This window comes from Devosia sp. P1_H9, from assembly GCF_056405135.1.
The window spans coordinates 70225-85047 of the sequence record NZ_JBFUCQ010000015.1 but is presented as its reverse complement, the minus strand read 5'-3'; the positions used below and the strand labels follow the sequence as shown (position 1 = coordinate 85047).

Genomic DNA, 14823 nt, shown 5'->3' with positions numbered 1-14823 from the left:
CCGCCTGGCGGCCCCGGCGCCGCCCTATCGCCTGGGCGCCGCGACCGGGGTCAAAGCGTCTCAGGCGTCCTGCTTGTCCAACCCGTAATACGTATGCAGCGCCCGGACCGCAAGCTCAGCATATTCGTCATCGATCAGCACCGAGGTCTTGATTTCCGAGGTGGTGATCAGCTGGATGTTGATCGACTTGTCGGCCAGCGCCTTGAACATCGAGGCCGCAACGCCCGCATGATTGCGCATGCCGACGCCCACCACCGACACCTTGGCCCCGCCCTTGGCGGTGTTGAGCACGCGGTATTCGAAGCGCCCGGCCTCGCCCGCGGCCTTCAGCGCCTTCACTGCCTTGTCGTGCTCGGCATCGGGCACGGTGAAGGTGATGTCGGTGGTCGAGCCATCCTCGGAGACGTTCTGCACGATCATGTCGACAACGATCGATTCATCCGACAGCGCCCCGAAGATCGCCGCGGCGACGCCCGGCCGGTCCTTGACGTCGCGCAGCGTGATCTTGGATTCGGCCCGTGCCAGGGTGACGCCCGAAACGATCTGCTTTTCCATGATCTCTTCCTCATCGCATACGATTGTGCCGGGAACCCCCGGCGTGCCGTCCGGCGCGATCTGCGGCGCATTCGGATCGTCGAAAGTGGAACGGACGGTGAGGCGCACCTTATGCGCCATCGCCATCTCGACCGAGCGGATCATCAGCACCTTGGCGCCGAGCGAGGCCATTTCCAGCATCTCTTCGAACGAGATCTTGGAGAGGCGGCGCGCCTTGGGGGTGATGCGCGGGTCGGTGGTGTAGACGCCGTCGACATCGGTGTAGATGTCGCAGCGATCGGCCTTCACAGCGGCAGCCACGGCCACCGCACTGGTATCGGAGCCGCCACGGCCGAGCGTTGTGACCCGGCCCGACGGGGCTACGCCCTGGAAGCCTGTGATCACAGGCACTACGCCATCGGCGAAGCGCTTTTCGAGTTCGGTCGGATCGATTTCCATGATCCGCGCCGCGCCATGCGCGTCGTCGGTCTTGATCGGCACCTGCCAGCCCTGGAACGAGCGCGACGGGATGCCCATCTCGCTCAGCACCACGGCCATCAGGCCCGCGGTGACCTGCTCGCCGGAGGCGACCACCGCGTCGTACTCGCGCGCATCATGCAGCTTCGATGCGTCATTGACCCAGCCGACCAGCTCGTTGGTCTTGCCCGACATGGCCGACACCACCACCGCGACTTCGTTGCCGGCGTCGACCTCACGCTTCACATGCAGCGCCGCCTGACGGATGCGCTCGACCGAGGCGACCGAGGTGCCGCCGAACTTGACTACGATACGGCCCAAGGCCCCTACCCCGATTTTGTGGCGGAACCCGCCGGTACGCTCAGAATTGCGCGGGGACATGCCACAAACGGGCCGGGTTATCAACAGGACGAACGGGTGCTCAGTTGCGTGTCGCCTCACGCTCGATGTCATCCGGACACACCTACGCGCCCGACAGCCTCCCGGCTTCGGTAGATTCAAAGATCGAGCGGGGTCCGGCGAGGCTTTGGCCACGCGGGTAGTCCGCAAATGAAAGGCCGTCGCCTCGCCGAACCAGTCGGAGTTTTTGCGGGGACTATGAGGAAGCGGTCGCGACGCCGTGCGCTAAGCACGGACGTGGCCGGGTGCCCATAGTCGCGGCCGCCACGGGACGACTCCCACGGCACCGACATCCCCCACCGTTCGTTCGTCGCGACCGCCGCCCGAGTGAAGGAATGGGGCGAGGATCGCATGGAGCAAAACGGCGGGGATAAGTCTGTCGCCGGCGTCATTCCCGCGAAGGCGGGAACCTAGTGCGATGTCTCGACACCCGCTGGCACTGAAGCATCCCACTGGGTCCCCGCCTTCGCGGGAATGACGCCGGTGGGTGGCGTGAGCAGCTACACCCACTGCGACGCCCGCACCTCTTGTTTCCGCCACGGCGCGGACCGATAACCTCCCCATGACCGACACGACCATCAATCCTGACGAGATCGCCAAGTTTGCCGCCATGGCGGACGAATGGTGGGATCCGAAGGGCAAGTTCAAGCCGCTGCACAAGTTCAACCCGGTGCGGCTGGGTTATGTGCGCGACAAGGTGATCGCGCAGTTCAGCAAGGACAGCACGGTGCGCCGGCCGCTCGAGGGCGTGCGCATCCTCGATATCGGCTGCGGCGGCGGGCTGCTGAGCGAGCCGCTGGCCCGGCTGGGCGCGACAATGGTCGGCGTCGATGCCGGCGAGAAGAACATCCGCATCGCCGAACTGCATGCGAAGCAATCTGGGCTCGATATCGACTATCGCGCTACCACGGCCGAAGCGCTGGACGCTTCGGGGGAGCGGTTCGATGTGGTGCTGAACATGGAAGTGGTGGAGCACGTGGACAACGTGCCGCTCTACATGAAGAGCTGTGCCAGCCTGGTGAAGCCGGGCGGCCTGCTGTTCACCGCCACCATCAACCGGACGCCGCGCGCCTATGCGCTTGCGATCATCGGGGCGGAGCGGGTTCTTGGCTGGCTGCCCAAGGGCACCCACGATTTCCGGAAGTTCCTGACGCCGGACGAGATCTCGGCGCTCTGCGCCCGCAATGGCCTGAAGGTCATCGACAAGACCGGCGTGGTGTTCCATCCGCTGGCGGACGAGTGGCGGCCCAGCCGCGATCTCGGGGTCAACTACATGGTGCTGGCGGCAAAGCCTGCAGCCTGATCACGGTTGATCAGCCGACCACCAGAGTGTCGCGACCGTAGGCCAGCGTGATGGTGCCGCGGATCGGATGACCCGACAGGTCTTCGTCCCAGTAGAGGAACCAGCGGCCGGCGCCATAGGTGCGGTCCAATGCGTCTTCCACCGCGAAGTCGAACGGCTTCAGTGCCTTGAGGGCGGCCGACGCGGCGTCACTCATCACGGCGCGGATGGCGCCACCGGTTGTGGTGGTGGCCGGGGTCAGGGTTGAATGGTGCATTCTATCCTCCTTCGGTGGCGCCTGCGCGCCGTCTCTGGAGGCAAATCTGCGTCCGAGGCCTTGAACCGCTACTGAACGGCACGAGTTAGGCGCCGTTCAGCGAAATAAACCTGCGATCACGCGCACCGTTCTGCCGTCGCCGGCCCTCTTGTTCTGCGATGCAGCAAGGAGTGACGCATGTTCTATCGCAAGAATGTCTGGGCCTGGGAGCAACTCGTCCGTCTGATTGCCGGGACGGTGATGATCGGAGGCGGGCTGCTCTATCTGATCGGTTGGCCGGGATATGCCGTCGCCGCTACGGGTCTCTATGTGGCGCTGACCGGCGTGTTCGGCTATTGCCCGGCCTGCGCCATGATCGGCCGAAAGCCCGTCGACAAGACCTGATGCCGCCAAGGGACCTCATCGCTTCCGCTCGGAACGGCGACGCCGCCGCGATCACGTCGCTGCTCGCGGCGGCCCAGCCGGACATCCGCCGCTACGCCCGCGCCGCCTGCCAAACCGCTGATGTCGACGACGCCGTCCAGGATGCGCTTTGTCTGTTGCACCGCCGCATCGGCAGCCTGCGTGTTATCTCGGCCTTCTCGGGCTGGCTGTTTGCAGTGGTGCGGCATGAATGTATCAGGCTTGCCCGGCGTGGCTTCGGCCGCAGCGCGCCGTTGGAGGTCATCGAGAACCATGTCGACTTCGCCGTGCGGCCGGATCACGAATTGCGGCTCGACCTGGCTTCAGCCATCCAGTCACTACCGGCACACTATCGGGAGGTTCTCATCCTGCGCGACCTGGAGGAACTGACCATCGACGAGATCGGCGCCCATCTGGATGCGACGCGCGAGACGGTCAAGGCGCGGCTCCACCGCGCCCGCTCGCTGGCGCGCGAGTACCTGGCCCGCTAGTTCGCCTCGTCCGGCACATGTGGCAGCGGCAGGAAATCGACGCCGTCGTCGATCAGTTCGGCCACCTCGTCGCGCGTCGCTTCGCCATAGATGCCGCGCGGGTCGGCTTCCTTGAAGTGGATCTTGCGGGCTTCCTCGGCGAACTTGTCGCCGACATAGTCGGCCTCGCTAGTGACCTTCTTGCGCATCACGCGCAGCATCTCGCGAATCTCGGCCTGCTGCGGATGGCCGCTCGACAGCGACACCTTGTCGGAGTTCATGCGCGACACGGCCGGCGCCATCAGCGCTTTTTCCACCCGCACCGAGTTGCAGATCGGACAGGTGACAATGCCACGCCCAGCCTGCTCGTCATAGGCCTCGGCGCTTTTGAACCAGGCGTCGAACTTGTGGGATCTGTCGCAGACGAGCGAATAACTGATCACGCGGATACGTCCTCTCGGGCGAATACCGTGGGGCCCGAAGCGTCGAGGGTTAGCGAAAACCGACGGGCATTGGCAAGCGCCGGGACGCGCCCGCGCGCTTCATCCACTGCTGATAGATCGATGTCGGCAATCGCGATGCCCGGACCATCGCCACCGAGCTCGGCGACGATCTTGCCCCAGGGGTCGATGATCATCGAATGGCCCCACGTGGAGCGCCCGTTCTCGTGCGTGCCGGCTTGTGCCGCAGCGATCACCCATGAGCCGGTCTCGATGGCCCGGGCGCGCAGCAGCACTTCCCAGTGCGCTTCGCCGGTGGGGACGGTGAAGGCGGCGGGCACCGAGATCACCTGCGCCCCGGCTTCCGCCAAGGCGCGATGCAGCGCCGGGAAGCGCACGTCGTAGCAGATGGTCATGCCGAGCTTGAAGCCCGGCGCATCGGTGACGACGGCGGCATCGCCACCGGCATAGGTCTCGCTCTCGCGGTACTGCTTCAGGCCGGGAAGCGTCGCGTCGAACAGGTGGATTTTGTCGTAGGTCGCAGCGATCGAACCATCAGGCCGGAACAGCACCGACCGATTGGCGAAGCGCCCGTCTGGCAGCGCCACGGCGAGCGAGCCGAGGTGCAGACTCACCCCGAGCTTCTTCGCGATACCGCTGGCGCGGGCGATGGCCGGGTTGTTCTCCCACAGACCGGCAACGGACTTCAGCCCATCCCGATTCTCGGCGAACACTACCGTTACCTCCGGCGATAGCAGATAGGTCGCGCCCTGCCCGGCAGCCTCGGCAGCCAGCTGCTCGAGCTGATCGAGATTGGGACCCGGCTGGGTGCCCGAAGTCATCTGCAGGGCGGCAACGCGCATCTTCACGTCCTAGCTGGCGAGCAGCGGATCGAGCTGGCCGCCGCGATCGAGCGCCGCCATGTCATCATAGCCGCCCACATGGGTTTCCCCCACGAAGATCTGCGGCACGGTGCGGCGGCCATGGGCGCGCTGCACCATCGCCATGCGGATTTCCGGGTCGTCGGCGTCGACTTCCTCGTAGCTGACACCCTTTTCGTCCAGCAGCGATTTGGCTGCGTGGCAATAGGGGCACCATTGGGTCGTATAAATTTCTACCTTTTTCATCTCACCTACAGAAGCGCTGGGATTTGTTGAGTTCTATATGGGGAGTTCGGCGCCTGTCACAACGCGTGCGAACGAGATCACATCGATTTTGATCACCCCGGCCCGCTTCAGCGCCCGGGTGATGGCCTTGACGGTCGAGCCGGTGGTGATCACGTCGTCGACCAGCACCACGCCGCGCCCCTTGAGCCGGCGCAACGCCTCCGGGTGCGCGGTGAAGGCGCCGGCGACGTTGCGCTGGCGCGCATCGGCGGAGAGCCCGACCTGCTGGCGGGTGCGGCGGGTGCGGGCGACGAGGCCGGTATCGACGGGCAATCCGGTGAGCCGGCCGAGGGCGCGGGCCAGCTCGGTGGACTGGTTGTAGCGCCGCTCGAACTGCCGCCAGCGATGGAGCGGCACCGGCACGAGCACCGGCTGTTCAGCCCAGAATTCGGAGCCTGCCGGCGCCATCAGCCGGGCGCAGAACCCGGCGAGTTCCGGCCGGTCGCCGTACTTGAGGCGGCTGACGATGGCGCGGGCGACCTCGTTATAGAGCACCGCCGAGCGGGCCCGGTCGAAGGGCGGCGGGTCGGCGATGGCTTCGGCGGAACGCGCGTCGGGGCCAAGCGAGACCTCGAATGGCAGGCCTAATACCGGGCAATAGGGGGCTGAAATCGGCCGAAGCTTTGCAAAGCACCGCGGACAGAGTGCGGAATGCACGGCGGTCGGCGCGCCGCAATCGAGGCAGGTCGGCGGATAGACCAGATCGAGCAAAGCGCCTCCCAGCCGCACCATAGCAGCCGATCCCGCTTTGACTTTGCCCAGCCCCAATTCCATAACGCCCACGAGCTTATGAGACCGAGCGCGGATTGACTATGGCCCTGCCCCCGAAGGTTTTCGACCGCACGCTGATCGCCGAACACCTGGGGCGGCGTCCGGCCGAGCCCGATGATTTCGTCACCCAGCTGGCGCTCGACGACCTGGCGTCGCGGCTGATTACGGTATCGCGCGATTTCGAGCAGGCGCTGATCATGGCGCCGGATGGCTCGCGGTTGCCGCTGATGGGACGCTCGGCCAGCGGCGCGTTCGCCTTCGAGCGGGTCTCGACGGTGCTTGGCTCTGACGACGCACCGCTGGTCGACCCCGAGGCTCTGCTGCTGCCGCGCGAGGACTACGACCTCATCGTCTCGCTGTTCGACCTGCAGGTGACGAACGACGTACCGGGCTTCCTCGCCCGCATCCGCGCGCATTTGCGGCCCGACGGGCTGATGATCGCCGCCGCGCTCGGGGGCGACAGCCTGACCGAGCTGCGGCAGGCATTCCTGCGCGCCGATGCTGAGGCTTCGGGTGGCGCTTTTGCCCGGGTCGCGCCGTTCATCCCGCTGGCCGATGCCGGCGGGCTGCTGCAGCGTTCGGGCTATGCGCTGCCGGTGACTGATCTCGAGACCTACCCGGTGCGCTATGCCGATGCGCTGCGATTGATGCGGGAGCTGAAGGGGATGGGCGCGCAGAACCCGTTGGCCGATCGGCCCGGGCGAATGGCGACGAAGTCGTTGCTGGCCGCGGCCTCGGCCGCTTATGCAGAACTTGCGGGGGATCCCGATGGCCGGGTGCGGGCGACGCTGGAGATCATCTGGCTGAGCGGCTGGGCCCCGCATGAAAGCCAGCAGAAGCCGCTGCGCCCGGGCAGCGCCACGGTGCGACTCAAGGACGTGTTGGGAAAGAGCTAGAGACCTTCGATGTTGTCGAGTTGCTCGCCCGAGCGGCTGGAGACATAGTCGAACAGCGTGCTCACGCTGCCGCCCGTCAGTGTCAACGCGATCAGCATACCCACGGCGACGAGGCCGGCGATCAGTCCGTATTCGATAGCGGTGGCCCCGCTCTCGTCACTGACAAAGCACCTGACCTGTGCACAAAGACCCGTCATCACCACCCTCAGAGCAGATCGCAGAGCGGCGCGATCAGCGGTTCATCGGCCGGCGGCATGGGAAAGTCACGCAGAGCCTGCGGGCGCACCCATTTCAGGGCGGCATGCTCGCGAGCTTCAGGGACGCCCTGCCACTTCCGGCAGACGTAAAGTGGCATCAGAAGATGAAAGTTTTCGTAAGAGTGGGATGCAAAGCTTAACGGAGCAAGGCACGCGCTCTGGGTGGAAATACCGAGTTCTTCTTCCAGTTCCCGGATCAGCGCCGCTTCAGGACTTTCGCCTTCCTCGAGCTTGCCGCCGGGGAATTCCCACAGGCCCGCCAATTGCTTGCCTTGTGGTCTCTGCGCGATCAGCACCCGCCGATCGGCATCGATCAGCGCGCAGGCGACGACCAGCTGGATCCTCACCCGCGACCCCAATCGGGCGCACGCCGGTAGATGTACTGGTAGACTTCGCCGAAGCCGAGCGAGCCGTAGAGGTTCAGCGCCGGCGCATTGTTGGCCAGCACCTGGATGGCCGAGTGGGTAGCGCCCATCGAGCGCACCCAGTTGAGCGCCGCGCCCATCACCGCCCGGCCATAGCCCATGCCGCGGGCGCTCGGATGGGTGACGACGTTGAGATAGATGCCGATGCCGCTGGCAACCGCCGACAGCGCCGCGGCCACCGGCAGGCCCGCCTTGTGATAGACGAGGACGCCCTTGGCCTCGCAGGCGATGCCGCCAAGGATGGCGGTCAGCGCATCCATGGTCGACTGGTCGTAGCCGGACATATGCGACTGAGCCTTGATCCATTCGGGATCGGTCGGCTCGAAATAGCGGGCATGGAAATCGAGCGGGAAATCCTCGTCCGGCATCTCCATCGCCATCACGAGGCTCGGCTCGAACTCCTCCCACAGCAGCCCATCCAGGACCTCGACGATCTCGGGCGCGGTGAGCGGGGTGACGCGAAACACCGGCGGGATGCGGTGGCGCTTCGACAGCTCGGCGAGCCGCATCAGCCGCAGTTCCGCATAGCCGCCATCGCTCAGATCGAGGCAATGGATGGAGTTGGCGCGCTTGGTATAGCCGCGTGCATAGCGCCACTGCCACAGCCCATCCTGCGCCTGCTTGAGGGCCGGCCATGCCGTGAGGGTCGCGCCCTCGATCTGACTGACGCTGAGCGGGACCATCAGGACCTGTAATCGCCGTTGATAGTGATGTAGCCGTGCGTCAGGTCGCAGGTGTAAACGGTCGCCGTTCCAGCGCCGAGGCCGAGGCCGACGCGCACCTCGATATCCTCGTTCTTCATGTAGGCGCTGGTCGCGGCTTCATTGTAGGCGGGGTCGCGCTCGCCCTGGGTGGCGACGCGGATATCGCCGAAGCTGATCTCGAGTTTGTCGCGATCTGCCGGCTCGCCGGCCTTGCCCACCGCCATGACGATGCGGCCCCAGTTGGCGTCCTCGCCGGCAATTGCGGTCTTGACCAGCGGCGAGTTGGCGATCGACTGGGCGATGCGGAACGCGCTCTTGTCGCTGCTGGCACCCTCGACGGTGACGGTGACCATCTTGGTAGCGCCCTCGCCGTCGCGCACCACGTGAATCGCGAGTTCGTGCAGCACGTCGGCCAGCGCCTCGGCGAACACCTCCGCACGGGGATCGGTGGCGGAAGAGATCGGCGCGATGTCGGCCTTGCCCGTGGCGAAGACCAGGCAGGTATCGGAAGTCGAGGTGTCGCTGTCGACAGTCACTGAGTTGAAGCTGGTGTCGATCGCCGGCTGCAGCAGGCCCTGCAGCACGTCGGCGGCAATCGGTGCGTCAGTGAACACGAAGCTCAGCATGGTCGCCATGTCGGGGGCGATCATGCCCGAGCCCTTGGCGATTCCGGAAATCACAACTGGCACGCCGTCGAACTCGACGGTGGCGGTGGCCACCTTGGCAAAGGTGTCGGTGGTCATGATTGCCTTGGCGGCATCCATCCACGGCCCCGGCGCAAGGCGCATCGCCATGTCGGAGGTGACGCCGGCGAACTTCTGCGCATCGAGCGGCTCGCCGATCACCCCGGTGGAGGCGAGGAAGATTTCAGCCGGGGCGACGCCCAGCGCGTTGGAGACGATCTCAGCCGACAGCGCTACCGAAGCGCGGCCCTTCTGGCCGGTGAAGGCGTTGGCGTTGCCCGAATTGACCAGCAGCGCGCGGGCTTTGCCGCCCCCGAGGTTCTGCCGGCACCAGTCGACGGCGGCCGAGGGGCACTTCGAACGGGTGAGGACACCGGCAACAACAGTTCCTTCGTCCATGGCGACGAGCAGAACGTCTGTACGATTCTTGTATTTGATCCCGGCTTCGGCCGTCGCGAACCGAACTCCGGCGACATCCGGCAGTTCCGGGTAAGTCTTGGGCGCGAGGGGAGAGACGGGATGGGCCATGTTGCGTCCTATACGGCGTCAATAGGCCCATCCGTTTGCCTCAAGCCTCGATCTGAAGCAAGTCGCAATCAGTTCGATCGGTTCAGCGCTTGCCGGTCGCAATAAAGCGGCTGAAACGCGTCTGGATCGTCGGAATGATGAAGTAGACCATCGCGATCACCATCAGTGGCGCGACGATGAAGTTGCGCTCCCACACGGGCCAGCCTTCGGTGAACGGTGCGACGAGGTAGATGAGCCCGGTGATCACCGGATAGACGGCGACGAGCGTGAGCAGTGCCAGCCGGGTCCGCATGGCGAGCGTCGGACCCGCGGGCTTGGTGGAAGCGACTGCGCTGGCGGCGGTGGATTGAACGGTCATTTCGATATCCCATATAAACGGTACGGCTCGTTACATAACGAAACGGTACGTAACGTTCAAGTGGATGCACGTCGCTATTTGGTGTATTCCAGCCATGCATCGCCCACAGGGCACCAGTGAGAGACATGTCCACCACCACCGACAGCCAGCCAAGAAAGTCCATCGGCGCCGCCCGCAACCCGGATAGCCACGAGGCGATCCTTGCGGCGGCCGAAGAGATTTTCTGCGAGTCCGGCTACGCTGGCTTCTCGATCGAGGCAGTGGCGCGGCGGGCCCGCGCCGGCAAGCCCACGATCTATCGCTGGTGGCCATCGAAGGCGCACTTGCTGCTCGACGTCTACACCCGGCTCAAAAGCTCACGCATGCCAGACCCGGACACGGGGACGCTCGAAGGCGATATCCGCACCTTCCTGACCGAACTGGTGCGCTTCTGGTCCGGCAACACCGGCGGGGTATACCGCTCGCTGATTGCCGAAGCCCAGGCGGACGCGAAGGCGGCCGAGGCGCTGCAGGCCTATTCGGTCGAGCGAACCCTACACACCGCCTCGATATTCGAGCGTGCCAAGGCGCGCGGCGAGATGCGCGCCGATGCCGACAGCCTGGCGGCTTCCGACCTGATGTCGGCCTATGCCTGGAAGCTGCTGCTGACCGACCGGCTCGCGAACCAGTCCGACATCATCGACAAGGTCACCTCCATCCTGGTCCGCGGCCTCGTCGCATAAGAAAACCCCGGCCAGGGCCGGGGTTCTCAATGACGTTGCGGTGCAGGGAGGCCTTACGGCGCGGTGCCGGCTTCGCCTTCGGCCTGAGGCGCCGACTGCTTCTTGACGCCTTCGGCGAGCGCGGCATCCGGAATGTCGATCTTCAGGTCCTTCTTAAGCGCTGCGACGGACTCGTCGAACGCCTTGAACATCACCTGCTGGCCGAGTTGCTGCTGCACCTGCTCGATCGGCGGCGGCGAGCTCATCCGCTTTTCCTCGACCTTGATGATGTGCCAGCCGAACTGGCTCTGCACCGGGTCGGAAATCTTGCCCGGCTCGAGCGTAAACGCCACTGCCTCGAACTCGGGGACCATCATGCCCTTGGAAAAGAAGCCCAGGTCGCCGCCGTTCTGCTTGCCCGACGGGTCGGTGGTCTTTTCCATGGCCAGCACTTCGAACGGCTTGCCGCCGTCGAGTTCGGCCTTGATGGCCTTTGCCTCTTCCTCGGTGGCAACGAGGATGTGGCGCGCGTGCACTTCCTCGACCGGCTTGAAGTCCTTCACGAACAGGTCGTAGGCCGCCTTGATCGAGTCCTCGGTGACCGAAGCGGCGACCTTCTGGGTGAAATAGTCGCGGCGCAGCGAGCGATCCTCGAGGTAGGCCATGCGGCGCTTGAACAGGTCGGTATCGGCCATGCCGGCTTCTTTTGCCGCCTTGGCCATCACTTTCATGTCAATCAGCACGGTGACGAGGAAGGCGCGGCGCTCTTCGGGCGGCACCTGCTGCAGCTCCTGCTGCAGATCCTCGGCGGCAAAGGTAAGGTCCGCCTCGGTAATCGTCAGGTCGCCAACGGTGGCGACGACGGTTTCCGGGGTGGCCGCGGGGGCGGCCGGAGCGGCGGCTGCGGCGTCCTGCGCGAATGCGGCGACGGGGGCAAGACTGAGAGCCGTTCCCAGCAACAAAGTGCCGGCCAGGGTCTTCAGAACTTTGTGGAAACCCCGCGGGGCGTGGTCGTTCATTGGGAATTCTCCTCGTATGGCGCAGAGCCCCCGGCCCGCGGCGGGGGAGGTTTCGCCCATTTGCGTTCCGTTGACAAGCAAAACACCCGCTCTTACATGTCGCACCACTTCAAAGAGTGTTGACGGGTGAGGACCCGCCGCCCTGCCGGGAACATGGTTCGGCCAAAGGCCGCCCCGGACAAGAAATCAAAGGACATAGAATGGTGCTCGCTGCGCTCGCCAAGGCGATCTTCGGTTCGGCCAATGATCGGCAGGTGAAGAAGTACCTGCCCCGGGTCGCCGCGATCAACGCGCTGGAGCCTGAGTTCGAAAAGCTCACTGACGACGAGCTGAAGGCCAAGACCGTTGAATTCCGGGCCCTGCTGGCCGAGGGCAAGACCCTCGACGATATCCTGGAGCCGGCCTTCGCCACGGTACGCGAGGCGTCGAAACGCGTGCTCGGCATGCGCCACTTCGACGTGCAGCTGATCGGCGGCATGGTGCTGAACAACCGCTCCATCGCCGAGATGAAGACCGGTGAAGGCAAGACCCTGGTGGCGACGCTGGCGGTTTATCTCAATGCCCTGCCCGGCAAGGGCGTGCACCTCGTCACCGTCAACGACTACCTGGTGCGCCGCGATCTGGCCTGGATGGGCCAGATCTATCGCTTCCTCGGTATGACCACCGGCATCATCGTCCACGGTCTCGACGACGCCGAGCGCAAGGCCGCCTACGCCGCCGACATCACCTACGGCACCAACAACGAGTTCGGCTTCGACTACCTGCGCGACAACATGAAATACAGCCGCGACCAGATGGTACAGCGCGGCCACGAATACGCCATCGTCGACGAAGTGGACTCGATCCTCATCGACGAAGCGCGCACCCCGCTGATTATTTCCGGCCCTTCCGCCGACCGCTCCTCGCTCTACGAGATGGCGGACCTCTTGATTCCGGTCCTCGGCGAGGGCGACTACGAGATCGACGAGAAGCAGCGCTCCGCCACCTTCACCGACCAGGGCATTGAAAAGCTCGAGGCGGCCCTGATCGAGAACGGCCAGCTCAAGGGCGAGAACCTCTACGACATCGAGAACGTGGCGCTTGTGCACCACCTCAACTCGGCGTTGCGCGCTCACAAGATGTTCCAGCGCGAGAAGGACTACATCGTCCGCAACGACGAAGTGGTGATCATCGACGAGTTCACCGGCCGCATGATGCCGGGCCGCCGCTATTCGGAAGGCTTGCACCAGGCGCTGGAGGCCAAGGAACACGTCAAGATCCAGGCCGAGAACCAGACGCTCGCCTCGATCACCTTCCAGAACTACTTCCGCCTCTACAAGAAGCTGGCCGGCATGACCGGCACGGCGGCGACCGAGGCCGAGGAATTCGGCGACATCTACGGCCTGACCGTGACCTCGATTCCGACCAACGTGCCGGTCCGGCGCGAGGACGAAGACGACGCGATCTTCCGTACTGCCGCCGAGAAGTTCGACGAGATCGCCAACCTGATCGTCGATGCCCGCACGCGTGGCCAGCCGATCCTCGTGGGCACCACCTCGATCGAGAAATCCGAGATGCTGGCCGAACTGCTGCGCCAGAAGGGGATCAAGGACATCGCGGTGCTGAATGCCCGTCACCACGAGCAGGAAGCCCAGATCGTCGCGGACGCCGGTGTTTCAGGTGCGGTGACGATCGCCACCAACATGGCCGGCCGCGGTACCGACATCCAGCTCGGCGGCAACCTCGAGATGCGCATCGAGCGCGAGACCCAGGGCCTCGAAGGCGCCGAGCGCGAAGCGGCGATCGAAGAGATCAAGCGCACCATCGCCGTGGACAAGGCCAAGGTGCTGGCCGCCGGCGGCCTCTACATCGTCGGCACCGAGCGGCACGAGAGCCGCCGCATCGACAACCAGCTGCGCGGCCGTGCCGGCCGCCAGGGCGACCCAGGCCATTCGAAGTTCTTCCTGAGCCTGCAGGACGACCTGATGCGCATCTTCCCGGTCGAGTCGATGGACTCGATGTTGGGCAAGCTCGGCCTCGAGCAGGGCGAGTCGATCACCCATCCGTGGGTCACCAAGGCTATCGAGCGCGCCCAGGCCCGCGTCGAAGCCCGCAACTTCGACATCCGCAAGAACATCCTGAAGTACGACGACGTGATGAACGATCAGCGCAAGGCGATCTTCACCGAACGTCTTGAGCTGATGGACAGCGAGGACGTCGCCGAGACAGTCGCCGAGATGCGCCACCAGGTGGTGGACGACATCATCGCCAAGGCCATCCCCGACCGCTCGTACCCCGAGCAGTGGAAAATCGAGCAGCTCGAAGCTGCCGGCAAGACCTACCTCAACGTCGATCTGCCGGTTGGGAGCTGGACGCATGAGGAAGGCATCGACGTCGAGGACGTGCGCGAGCGCATCATCAAGGCCGCCGACGAATTCGCCGCTGCCAAGGTCGCCCGCTATTCGCCCGACATCATGCGCCAGGTGGAAAAGTCGATCCTCCTGCAGTCGATCGATGGTTTGTGGCGCGAGCACCTCGTCACTCTCGATCACCTCAGCAAGGTTGTCGGCTGGCGCGGCCTCGCCCAGCGCGACCCGCTGAACGAATACAAGCGCGAGGCGTTCGAACTGTTCGAGCAGTTGCTCACCAGCCTCCGCGAACTGGTGACGACGCAGCTCAGCCACGTCGAAATCCAGATGCGTCAGCCAACGCCGCCGCTGCCGAATTTCGACGGTCTCGACGAAATCCATATCGACCCGACCACCGGCGAGAACGATGCCGAGAGCGACTTCACCGGCACCATGCCCCGCGCCCTCGGGCCGGCACCCAGCCTTGCCGCCTTCGCCGCGGCTGGCGCCGCTGCCGGCGCCGATGTGATCGAGGCCGACCCGGCACTGAAGCCGATCGACCCCAAGCTGCTGGTCGGCGTGTCGCGCAATGCCCCCTGCCCCTGCGGCTCGGGCAAGAAGTTCAAGCACTGCCACGGCGCGTTCTGACGCTGTCGCAGGACTGAATAATCAATCGGCCGGTTCCTCGCGGGACCGGCCGATTTCCT

Annotated in this window: 18 protein-coding genes; 6 read left to right on the top strand and 12 right to left on the bottom strand. The window is 65.0% G+C overall.

The features are described 5' to 3' along the window. Window positions 1-60 precede the first annotated feature (60 nt). A complete protein-coding gene (locus AC1DYL_RS21440; protein ID WP_477152308.1) occupies window positions 61-1332 on the bottom strand; it encodes an aspartate kinase in 1272 nt (423 codons plus the stop codon). A gap of 640 nt (window positions 1333-1972) precedes the next feature. Here AC1DYL_RS21440 and ubiG point away from each other — a divergent pair. Further along, window positions 1973-2713, top strand: a complete 741-nt coding sequence (gene ubiG / locus AC1DYL_RS21435) for a bifunctional 2-polyprenyl-6-hydroxyphenol methylase/3-demethylubiquinol 3-O-methyltransferase UbiG (protein ID WP_477174696.1) — start codon at window positions 1973-1975, stop codon at window positions 2711-2713. 10 nt (window positions 2714-2723) lie between these two features. Here the strand turns inward: ubiG and AC1DYL_RS21430 are convergent, their stop codons facing one another. After that, the gene (locus AC1DYL_RS21430; RefSeq protein ID WP_477147898.1) at window positions 2724-2969 is read right to left on the bottom strand and encodes a hypothetical protein; all 246 of its coding nucleotides are present in this window, start codon (window positions 2967-2969) and stop codon (window positions 2724-2726) included. 177 nt (window positions 2970-3146) lie between these two features. Here AC1DYL_RS21430 and AC1DYL_RS21425 point away from each other — a divergent pair, with 177 nt between their 5' ends. Together AC1DYL_RS21425 and AC1DYL_RS21420 are read left to right on the top strand one after the other, a co-directional pair. After that, entirely contained in the window at window positions 3147-3353 is a 207-nt protein-coding gene (locus AC1DYL_RS21425) for a YgaP family membrane protein (protein ID WP_477174695.1), read from the top strand. Then, the gene (locus AC1DYL_RS21420) at window positions 3353-3862 is read left to right on the top strand and encodes an RNA polymerase sigma factor (protein ID WP_477174694.1); all 510 of its coding nucleotides are present in this window, start codon (window positions 3353-3355) and stop codon (window positions 3860-3862) included. Before AC1DYL_RS21425 ends, AC1DYL_RS21420 begins: the two co-directional genes overlap by 1 nt. Here the strand turns inward: AC1DYL_RS21420 and AC1DYL_RS21415 are convergent. The 4 genes from AC1DYL_RS21415 to AC1DYL_RS21400 are packed head-to-tail and all read right to left on the bottom strand — an operon-like array spanning window position 3859 to window position 6179. Further along, window positions 3859-4284, bottom strand: coding sequence for a DUF1178 family protein (locus AC1DYL_RS21415; RefSeq protein ID WP_477147901.1), 426 nt, complete (start codon window positions 4282-4284; stop codon window positions 3859-3861). The genes AC1DYL_RS21420 and AC1DYL_RS21415 overlap by 4 nt on opposite strands. Beyond that, entirely contained in the window at window positions 4281-5150 is an 870-nt protein-coding gene (locus AC1DYL_RS21410) for a carbon-nitrogen hydrolase family protein (RefSeq protein WP_477174693.1), read from the bottom strand. The genes AC1DYL_RS21415 and AC1DYL_RS21410 overlap by 4 nt, the downstream gene beginning before the upstream one ends. 3 nt (window positions 5151-5153) lie before the next feature. Then, window positions 5154-5408: a glutaredoxin 3 gene (gene grxC / locus AC1DYL_RS21405; RefSeq protein WP_477174692.1), complete on the bottom strand. Its 255-nt coding sequence runs from the start codon at window positions 5406-5408 to the stop codon at window positions 5154-5156. A 33-nt stretch (window positions 5409-5441) separates the two neighbouring features. Continuing rightward, a complete protein-coding gene (locus AC1DYL_RS21400) occupies window positions 5442-6179 on the bottom strand; it encodes a ComF family protein (protein WP_477174691.1) in 738 nt (245 codons plus the stop codon). Between the two features lie 80 nt (window positions 6180-6259). On the opposite strand from AC1DYL_RS21400, the gene AC1DYL_RS21395 reads away from it, so the two are divergent. Continuing rightward, window positions 6260-7114, top strand: a complete 855-nt coding sequence (locus AC1DYL_RS21395; RefSeq protein WP_477147905.1) for a malonyl-ACP O-methyltransferase BioC — start codon at window positions 6260-6262, stop codon at window positions 7112-7114. Here AC1DYL_RS21395 and AC1DYL_RS21390 read toward each other — a convergent pair. From AC1DYL_RS21390 to AC1DYL_RS21370, 5 genes are all read right to left on the bottom strand, one after another. After that, complete coding sequence (locus tag AC1DYL_RS21390) at window positions 7111-7311, bottom strand: Flp family type IVb pilin (RefSeq protein WP_477147906.1); 201 nt, start codon at window positions 7309-7311, stop codon at window positions 7111-7113. The two genes, AC1DYL_RS21395 and AC1DYL_RS21390, sit on opposite strands and share 4 nt — an antisense overlap. A gap of 8 nt (window positions 7312-7319) precedes the next feature. Continuing rightward, complete coding sequence (locus AC1DYL_RS21385) at window positions 7320-7718, bottom strand: (deoxy)nucleoside triphosphate pyrophosphohydrolase (RefSeq protein WP_477147907.1); 399 nt, start codon at window positions 7716-7718, stop codon at window positions 7320-7322. Continuing rightward, complete coding sequence (locus AC1DYL_RS21380; protein ID WP_477147908.1) at window positions 7715-8479, bottom strand: GNAT family N-acetyltransferase; 765 nt, start codon at window positions 8477-8479, stop codon at window positions 7715-7717. Before AC1DYL_RS21380 ends, AC1DYL_RS21385 begins: the two co-directional genes overlap by 4 nt. Then, a complete protein-coding gene (argJ, locus tag AC1DYL_RS21375; RefSeq protein WP_477174690.1) occupies window positions 8479-9711 on the bottom strand; it encodes a bifunctional glutamate N-acetyltransferase/amino-acid acetyltransferase ArgJ in 1233 nt (410 codons plus the stop codon). Before argJ ends, AC1DYL_RS21380 begins: the two co-directional genes overlap by 1 nt. An 82-nt stretch (window positions 9712-9793) precedes the next feature. Then, on the bottom strand, window positions 9794-10069 hold the full coding sequence (locus AC1DYL_RS21370; protein WP_477174689.1) for a hypothetical protein: 276 nt from the start codon (window positions 10067-10069) through the stop codon (window positions 9794-9796). Window positions 10070-10194: 125 nt separating this feature from the next. Between AC1DYL_RS21370 and AC1DYL_RS21365 the strand changes: the two genes are divergently transcribed. Then, window positions 10195-10791, top strand: a complete 597-nt coding sequence (locus AC1DYL_RS21365; RefSeq protein ID WP_477174688.1) for a TetR/AcrR family transcriptional regulator — start codon at window positions 10195-10197, stop codon at window positions 10789-10791. Window positions 10792-10844: 53 nt separating this feature from the next. Here the strand turns inward: AC1DYL_RS21365 and AC1DYL_RS21360 are convergent, their stop codons facing one another. Further along, complete coding sequence (locus tag AC1DYL_RS21360) at window positions 10845-11789, bottom strand: peptidylprolyl isomerase (RefSeq protein ID WP_477174687.1); 945 nt, start codon at window positions 11787-11789, stop codon at window positions 10845-10847. A 200-nt stretch (window positions 11790-11989) separates the two neighbouring features. On the opposite strand from AC1DYL_RS21360, the gene secA reads away from it, so the two are divergent. Next, entirely contained in the window at window positions 11990-14764 is a 2775-nt protein-coding gene (secA, locus tag AC1DYL_RS21355) for a preprotein translocase subunit SecA (RefSeq protein ID WP_477174686.1), read from the top strand. Window positions 14765-14823: the final 59 nt, after the last annotated feature.